Here is a 5,639-nt window from a genome sequence, read left to right as displayed (position 1 = left end):
ATTGTGCGGTATGAGGATACGTATGGGCGGGCGTGATGAGTTATGGGTTGTGAGTGAATGGTTAAGGGGGAATAGGGAATTGGTCTATTCACAATTAACTATTCCCTATTCACTCATAACCCATAACTCACACCTCACAACCCATAACTCACAACCGTCCATCCAGCCTGTCCAGAATTTTCAGGGCTTTCTTTGGATTGCCTGATTCTGCCCTGGCCAGGTAACGGTTATAGGTATCAAACTCTGCCAGGGCGATGCTTGATAATTCATCCATCAATTTGTTCAGGCTGATGTTTCTGGATTTGGCCAGTTGTTTCAGACGTTCATGTTTTTCTTCGGTCAGTCTAATGGTGAGCACGCTCATTGTCGGATCTCCCTGATAAAGTCTTCTGGTTTGCAAATGGTCAGGTGGTCAAACCTCAGTTCTCCTCGACCAATATCTTTAACAGCGACTCATACTCGGTATAAAGGGCATTGCCCATCAGAGGGTTCAACTGTCGATTCAGACAAAGCCTGAGAATCTCCCGGCTTGCGCCGCCACTACCGAGAAGTGCCGAAACAAAGCAGCTGGTATTTCAACGAACTGAATTCTGCTCCTGAGTGTTCATCTGGATGAAATACGTAATGCCGCTTAACTCCATCAGTGAGGCAACGCTGTCGGGCACGTTATAGAGCGAGAGATAGAAATGTCCTGCCAGTTGTACCTGGCAATGAAGGAGTAATTTCAATCCATCACTGCTGACACTTCTGAGTAGCGTACAGTCAAGCACAATATGGCTATTGTCGAGTCTGGTTGCACCCCCTAATGCATTCTCCAGTATTTGGACAGTACTGGTATTAATATCACCATCCAGAATCAATAGTGTGTAGTTTTGATAACTCTCGAGATTAATGGTTAATTCCATACTCCTTCTCCCGGCTTGATCCCTTAATGAGAGGAATATTAAGGGCAGGAGCCGTGGTTTTGCATAACACTCTGGTTACAGAGTCTGACAATAGTGCAGAGCCAGAGTTCATTTCAGGTAGGTGTTTTCTGGCAGGCTGATTTGATGGTAATTGATTGAAATAATATAGATGAATATTTTTGGGCTTTTGTTATCAATGCTGACGGTTTTGTTATTGGTGACACAGGCTGGTTCCAATAACATTATCCGGATCGTATTCGCTGTAATGAAAGGATGTCATTATGTCAGGAAGAATTCGAACAAGCGCTCAGATAATGATTACCGTGGTCAGCTTCCTGGGATGCTATCAGTCAGGGAGTGCATCAGAATCTGTTTTGGCTGCCCAGTATCGCTGCCTGAATCACCGCTACGAAACCAGAAAAGATGGTGGAGGGACTGGGCGCTTGAGTATGCAGGGATAATTGAATCACCCCGTTTCGCCAACGTTATCCCCATTGTAACTCACCGGGTGCGTGAATAGTTCCACCATTGTTTTTGTCATTATTCTGTTGCCATGTATCGTCATGAGTTTTTGATGAATGGCGTGCTTTAGTAGGTGCAGTGATCAGTATAAACCGCTATTATTGCCCTTCCCCTGTTTTCAGGGTGGTTGACCGGGCATCTAAGGGAGTTATGTTATGACGGTATCGACACAGCCAGAAGCGTCACGGAAAGAACCCGGTTTTCTCCATGCTTTCATCACCCTAGCTGCAATTATTGGCGTCATCAGTACTGGACTTTTTGTCCTGGAAGCCAGTCTGCACAGCTTGATTCTGGTCTCTCTGGTGATTGCTTCCCTCAGTGCCTTTTCCCTTGGGTATGATTTTCGTGCCATTCGGGATGCCATGAATACCGGGATTACCGGAGCGCTGACGGCGATTTATATCTTTATACTGATCGGAGTACTGATTGCCGCCTTTATTCAAAGTGGTACCCTGGCAACACTGATTTACTACGGCATTGAATGCGTCAGTCCAGCGTTTTTTCTGCCTGCCGGGCTGGTTCTCTGTAGCCTGATGTCCCTTGCCACGGGTACCAGCTGGGGAACAGTTGGCACCATTGGGGTTGTCCTGATGGGGATTGGGGCCACCATGGGAATACCTGCTCCAATGGTTGCCGGTATGGTTATCTCCGGTGCCTGCTTCGGTGACAAGATGTCACCGGTTTCCGATACCACCAACCTGGCTTCCATGAGCACAAGAGTTGATCTCTATTCCCATATCCGGAGCATGCTGTTTACTACAGGACCTGCCTATATTCTTGCCCTGGCCGTGTTCTCGCTGATGGGGTTGGGTTACGCTGGACATCAGTTACCCGCAGAACAGTTGTCAGCCATGCAGGCTGCTTTAAAAGACACATTCACGATTAATGCACTGACGTTGTTACCGCTGATCGTCATGTTGCTTCTCAGTATGGCCCGTGTTGCCGCAGAACCGAGCATGATGCTGGCATCCTCTGTTGCTGTGCTGCTGGCTATCTTTATCCAGGATCAGAGTCTGTCGACAGTTCTTAACAGTCTTTATGGCGGCGGCAATATTCATACTGGCCTGGAGAGTATTGATTCATTGCTCGGACGCGGTGGCATCACCTCGATGATGTGGACGCTGTCATTATCGCTCATGGCCCTGGCATTGGGAGGCATCCTGGAGCGTTGCCGTTTTTTGCGGGTGCTCATTCAGGCGGTGGTGATCAGAATAAAAAGAACATCGACTCTGGTGGCGACCACCGTCATCGCCTGCTTTACGGGAAATATGACCATGGGGGAAGCTTACCTATCGATCATATTGGGAGGGCAGCTGTTCAGTGATGCCTATGATCAAAAGGGCGTAGATCGTCGTGTGCTTTCGCGCTCTCTGGAAGAAGGGGCTACACTCACAACGGCGTTGATTCCATGGACCACCGGAGGTGCTTTTTTTGCCTCGACCCTGGGCGTTGCTGTGATTGAGTATGCGCCCTGGGCTCTTTTGAACTGGCTCAGCCCGGTGCTTGCCGTGGTGCTTGCCATAATGGGCTTTGGTCTGTTCCGCCAGGATTCGGGCCTTCAACAAACCAGTCATGCAGTTTGATGCCTGTGATGATTATTGAAGGTGGAACAAATTCTGGGCAATGATGGTTTTTATGACAGAATGTCGTTTTGTTTATTCGGCTGAATTTTTTTGTTGTAATTTTACCCGCAGATCCTTGGCCAGTTCTTTTGTATTGGATGGCATTTGCCATATTCTGTCGTGTGGAGAGTGAATGTCTCCAACGACAGGCTGAGAACCGGCCAGCAAAAGCTTTTTGGTAATAGCTGAACAGTTTTTGGTAAGGAGATAGTATTTTTCATTGACCAGTGATGTTCTCCACTTGCTCAGCATGGCATCATTATCCATACCTTCCAATTTGATGATGTTGTCTTCATAAAGCATATCTTTGAAATGCAATATTTCAGTGGAGAGTCCCCAGTTACTATGATCTTCAAACGCTATATCGCCATAGAAGGAAAGGTAGACAGGCTTGTTGCGCTCTTTGTCATAAACAAGCATGGCACTGTGGCGACCACCTCCGAACGTTAATAGGACAGCATCACCAGGCTTATTGCATAATTTCCTTAAATTGTTGGCTCGCTTTTTTACTGAGTTGATGTCTTCCGTCCCTATGGTATCTACATAATTATTATTATGTCCTTTAAAAAAATTAATAATGCCCGACATGGGTATTTTTTTTGGAAAATCAACACCTGTTTTTAGTGCCGAAATTTTAAATTTTGACAAGGCTGTCTTGAATTTTTGATTAATGGATGATGGTAAATTACTGGCTGAAGGTTGTGGGGTGACTGCTCTTGATTGGAATAAGCTTTCTGCCCTGGACTTCGCAGGTTTGTTTGTGACCTGGTCAGAGGTAAACGTTTTTGGTGGCAAGGGTGTATTATTGTTTTTTATTTCAGGCATGATGAAAACTCAGTAATGATTTGATGCTTCCTCAGCGATCTTTGATATTCTGTTTTGATGATTTTAACATTGTCGGCAACCAGCAGCATTAGCTGAGAGATTAGACGACAGTAACGGCTCAAAATCTACTGGCAATCCAGGTTATTTACAATTATCGCACCCCTGATCAATTAGCAAAGCCGGGGAATCAGTATTACTCCAGAGAGCCTGTCCAGAAGATATTTTGAGAATGAAATACTGTCTCTTTTGATATTTTAAGCAAGCTTATTTATTGGTTGCCTGAAGCTAACTTTTTTCATCAAACAGATCCGGTGTCATCTGAATGTTTGGCCATGGAATAAACAGGGCTATCAGGCTGATCATTGCAATAAGAGAAAGATAAATAGCCGGCCCCGAGGTATTATTTGAGTATTTAGCCAGTAATGTTGATGTAAAAGGGGCGATCCCTCCGAAAAGGGCAAACCCAATGTTATAGCAGGTGGCAATGCCGGTATAGCGAATCTCCGTTGGAAAAAAACTGATCAACAGTGGAGGAAGTGCCCCCGATGCGGTTGCTGCCAGAAAGCCGCAGATCAACATGATCTTGTTAAGCTCGGCTGCAGGTGACGAGAAGTACTGAAACGCTGGCCAGGAAATTGTGGCGATAATAACGGCCATAACGCCAAGAATCAGTTTGTGATTAATCAGGTCAGATAACAGCCCGAATATCAGGCAGAGCGGCGATAGCATCAGAAACGCCAGAGTGGTTTGCCAGGCGACGGCTTCCCTGGGAAAGCCCAGTAGCGAAGAAAGGTAGCTTGGCATGTAAATACTGTAGATAGTGACGGTTGCTCCGCACAGGCCAATGGTCATTAATCCGCAGATAACTCCCCGGGTGTGCTTTTTGAAAAGAAGAACAATCGGTATGGAAGCCTGTGCTTTAGTCTGGTCGAGTGCTTCGAATAAGCCGGACTCGGCGAAGTGTTTGCGGATGTGATAGCTGACAATTCCCAGAGACCCGCCAATCCAGAAAGGGACACGCCAGCCCCATGCCTTCATATCTTCTTCCGGGAGGTGCATTTCAAGCATGCCGTGAACGAAGGTACCGAACGATACGCCAATCATAATAGCCACAAACAGAATGCCGATCACCAGTCCACGTCTTTCCGGCGTCGTCTCACTCAGGTAGGTGATCGCTCCCGGAATTTCTCCACCCAGGGAGAACCCCTGGAGTAGCCTTAATATGATCAGAGTGATGGGGGCTGCTGCACCGATACTGTTCCATCCGGGGAGACAGCCCATCAATGCGGTGGTTAGTGCCATCAGAAAGATGGAAAAGGTAAATGTCTTTTTGCGGCCATAACGGTCCCCGAAGTGTCCAAAGACAATCCCCCCCAGTGGCCGGGTCAGATAACCAACGGCAAACGTAGCCAGCGTGGTGAGTAATGAGGTGACAGGGTCTTTTGCAGGAAAGAAGTTCTCGGCAATATAACTGGCCATCAAGCCATATATCAGGAAATCATAAATCTCCAGCATGCCCCCCAGGGATACGGAAGATGCCAGCTTATATTGACTGGAAGATGCGGTGATACCCCGTTTGGATGGTTTAATGGTTTCACCCTCAGCGTTGCGAATAAAGAAAGCCTGAGTCGGGTATGGAATACCGATTAAGAATAGCCCCCGATTTGAGAGCCGTTTTGAAAAAAATTTAATGATGAAAAATCGGTAGTGATTACCAAACCCGTCGTAAAGCATCGCCCAATCGGGCGGTGATATAAGACAGGAG

Annotated in this window: 6 protein-coding genes; 2 read left to right on the top strand and 4 right to left on the bottom strand. The window is 46.8% G+C overall.

All coding sequences use genetic code 11. The annotated features are described in order from the left end of the window. Nucleotides 1-148 precede the first annotated feature (148 nt). Both KDK13_RS00745 and KDK13_RS00740 read right to left on the bottom strand, forming a co-directional pair. Entirely contained in the window at nt 149-364 is a 216-nt protein-coding gene (locus KDK13_RS00745) for a toxin-antitoxin system HicB family antitoxin (protein WP_257282814.1), read from the bottom strand. Nucleotides 365-575: 211 nt separating this feature from the next. After that, entirely contained in the window at nt 576-905 is a 330-nt protein-coding gene (locus tag KDK13_RS00740) for an STAS domain-containing protein (protein ID WP_257282813.1), read from the bottom strand. A gap of 281 nt (nt 906-1,186) precedes the next feature. Between KDK13_RS00740 and KDK13_RS00735 the strand changes: the two genes are divergently transcribed. Then, the gene (locus tag KDK13_RS00735) at nt 1,187-1,366 is read left to right on the top strand and encodes a hypothetical protein (RefSeq protein WP_257282812.1); all 180 of its coding nucleotides are present in this window, start codon (nt 1,187-1,189) and stop codon (nt 1,364-1,366) included. 216 nt (nt 1,367-1,582) lie between these two features. Then, nucleotides 1,583-3,010, top strand: coding sequence for a Na+/H+ antiporter NhaC (gene nhaC, locus KDK13_RS00730; protein ID WP_257282811.1), 1,428 nt, complete (start codon nt 1,583-1,585; stop codon nt 3,008-3,010). Nucleotides 3,011-3,082: 72 nt separating this feature from the next. Here nhaC and KDK13_RS00725 read toward each other — a convergent pair whose 3' ends face one another. Both KDK13_RS00725 and KDK13_RS00720 read right to left on the bottom strand, forming a co-directional pair. Continuing rightward, complete coding sequence (locus KDK13_RS00725) at nt 3,083-3,874, bottom strand: hypothetical protein (RefSeq protein WP_257282810.1); 792 nt, start codon at nt 3,872-3,874, stop codon at nt 3,083-3,085. A gap of 285 nt (nt 3,875-4,159) precedes the next feature. Then, on the bottom strand, nt 4,160-5,639 hold a 1,480-nt coding region (locus KDK13_RS00720), incomplete at its 5' end, for an MFS transporter (protein WP_257282809.1).

Source organism: Endozoicomonas sp. SESOKO1 (genome assembly GCF_024606265.1).
Lineage (GTDB): Bacteria > Pseudomonadota > Gammaproteobacteria > Pseudomonadales > Endozoicomonadaceae > Endozoicomonas.
Note: the sequence above shows the minus strand (reverse complement) of the source record. Positions and strands in the feature narration are given on the sequence as shown.

Excerpts from the sequence above, each read along its gene's own strand:
- nhaC (WP_257282811.1), top strand. The coding sequence starts at position 1,583 with ATGACGGTATCGACACAGCCAGAAGCGTCACGGAAAGAACCCGGTTTT.
- KDK13_RS00740 (WP_257282813.1), bottom strand. The coding sequence starts at position 905 with ATGGAATTAACCATTAATCTCGAGAGTTATCAAAACTACACACTATTG.
- KDK13_RS00735 (WP_257282812.1), top strand. The coding sequence starts at position 1,187 with ATGTCAGGAAGAATTCGAACAAGCGCTCAGATAATGATTACCGTGGTC.
- KDK13_RS00725 (WP_257282810.1), bottom strand. The coding sequence starts at position 3,874 with ATGCCTGAAATAAAAAACAATAATACACCCTTGCCACCAAAAACGTTT.
- KDK13_RS00745 (WP_257282814.1), bottom strand. The coding sequence starts at position 364 with ATGAGCGTGCTCACCATTAGACTGACCGAAGAAAAACATGAACGTCTG.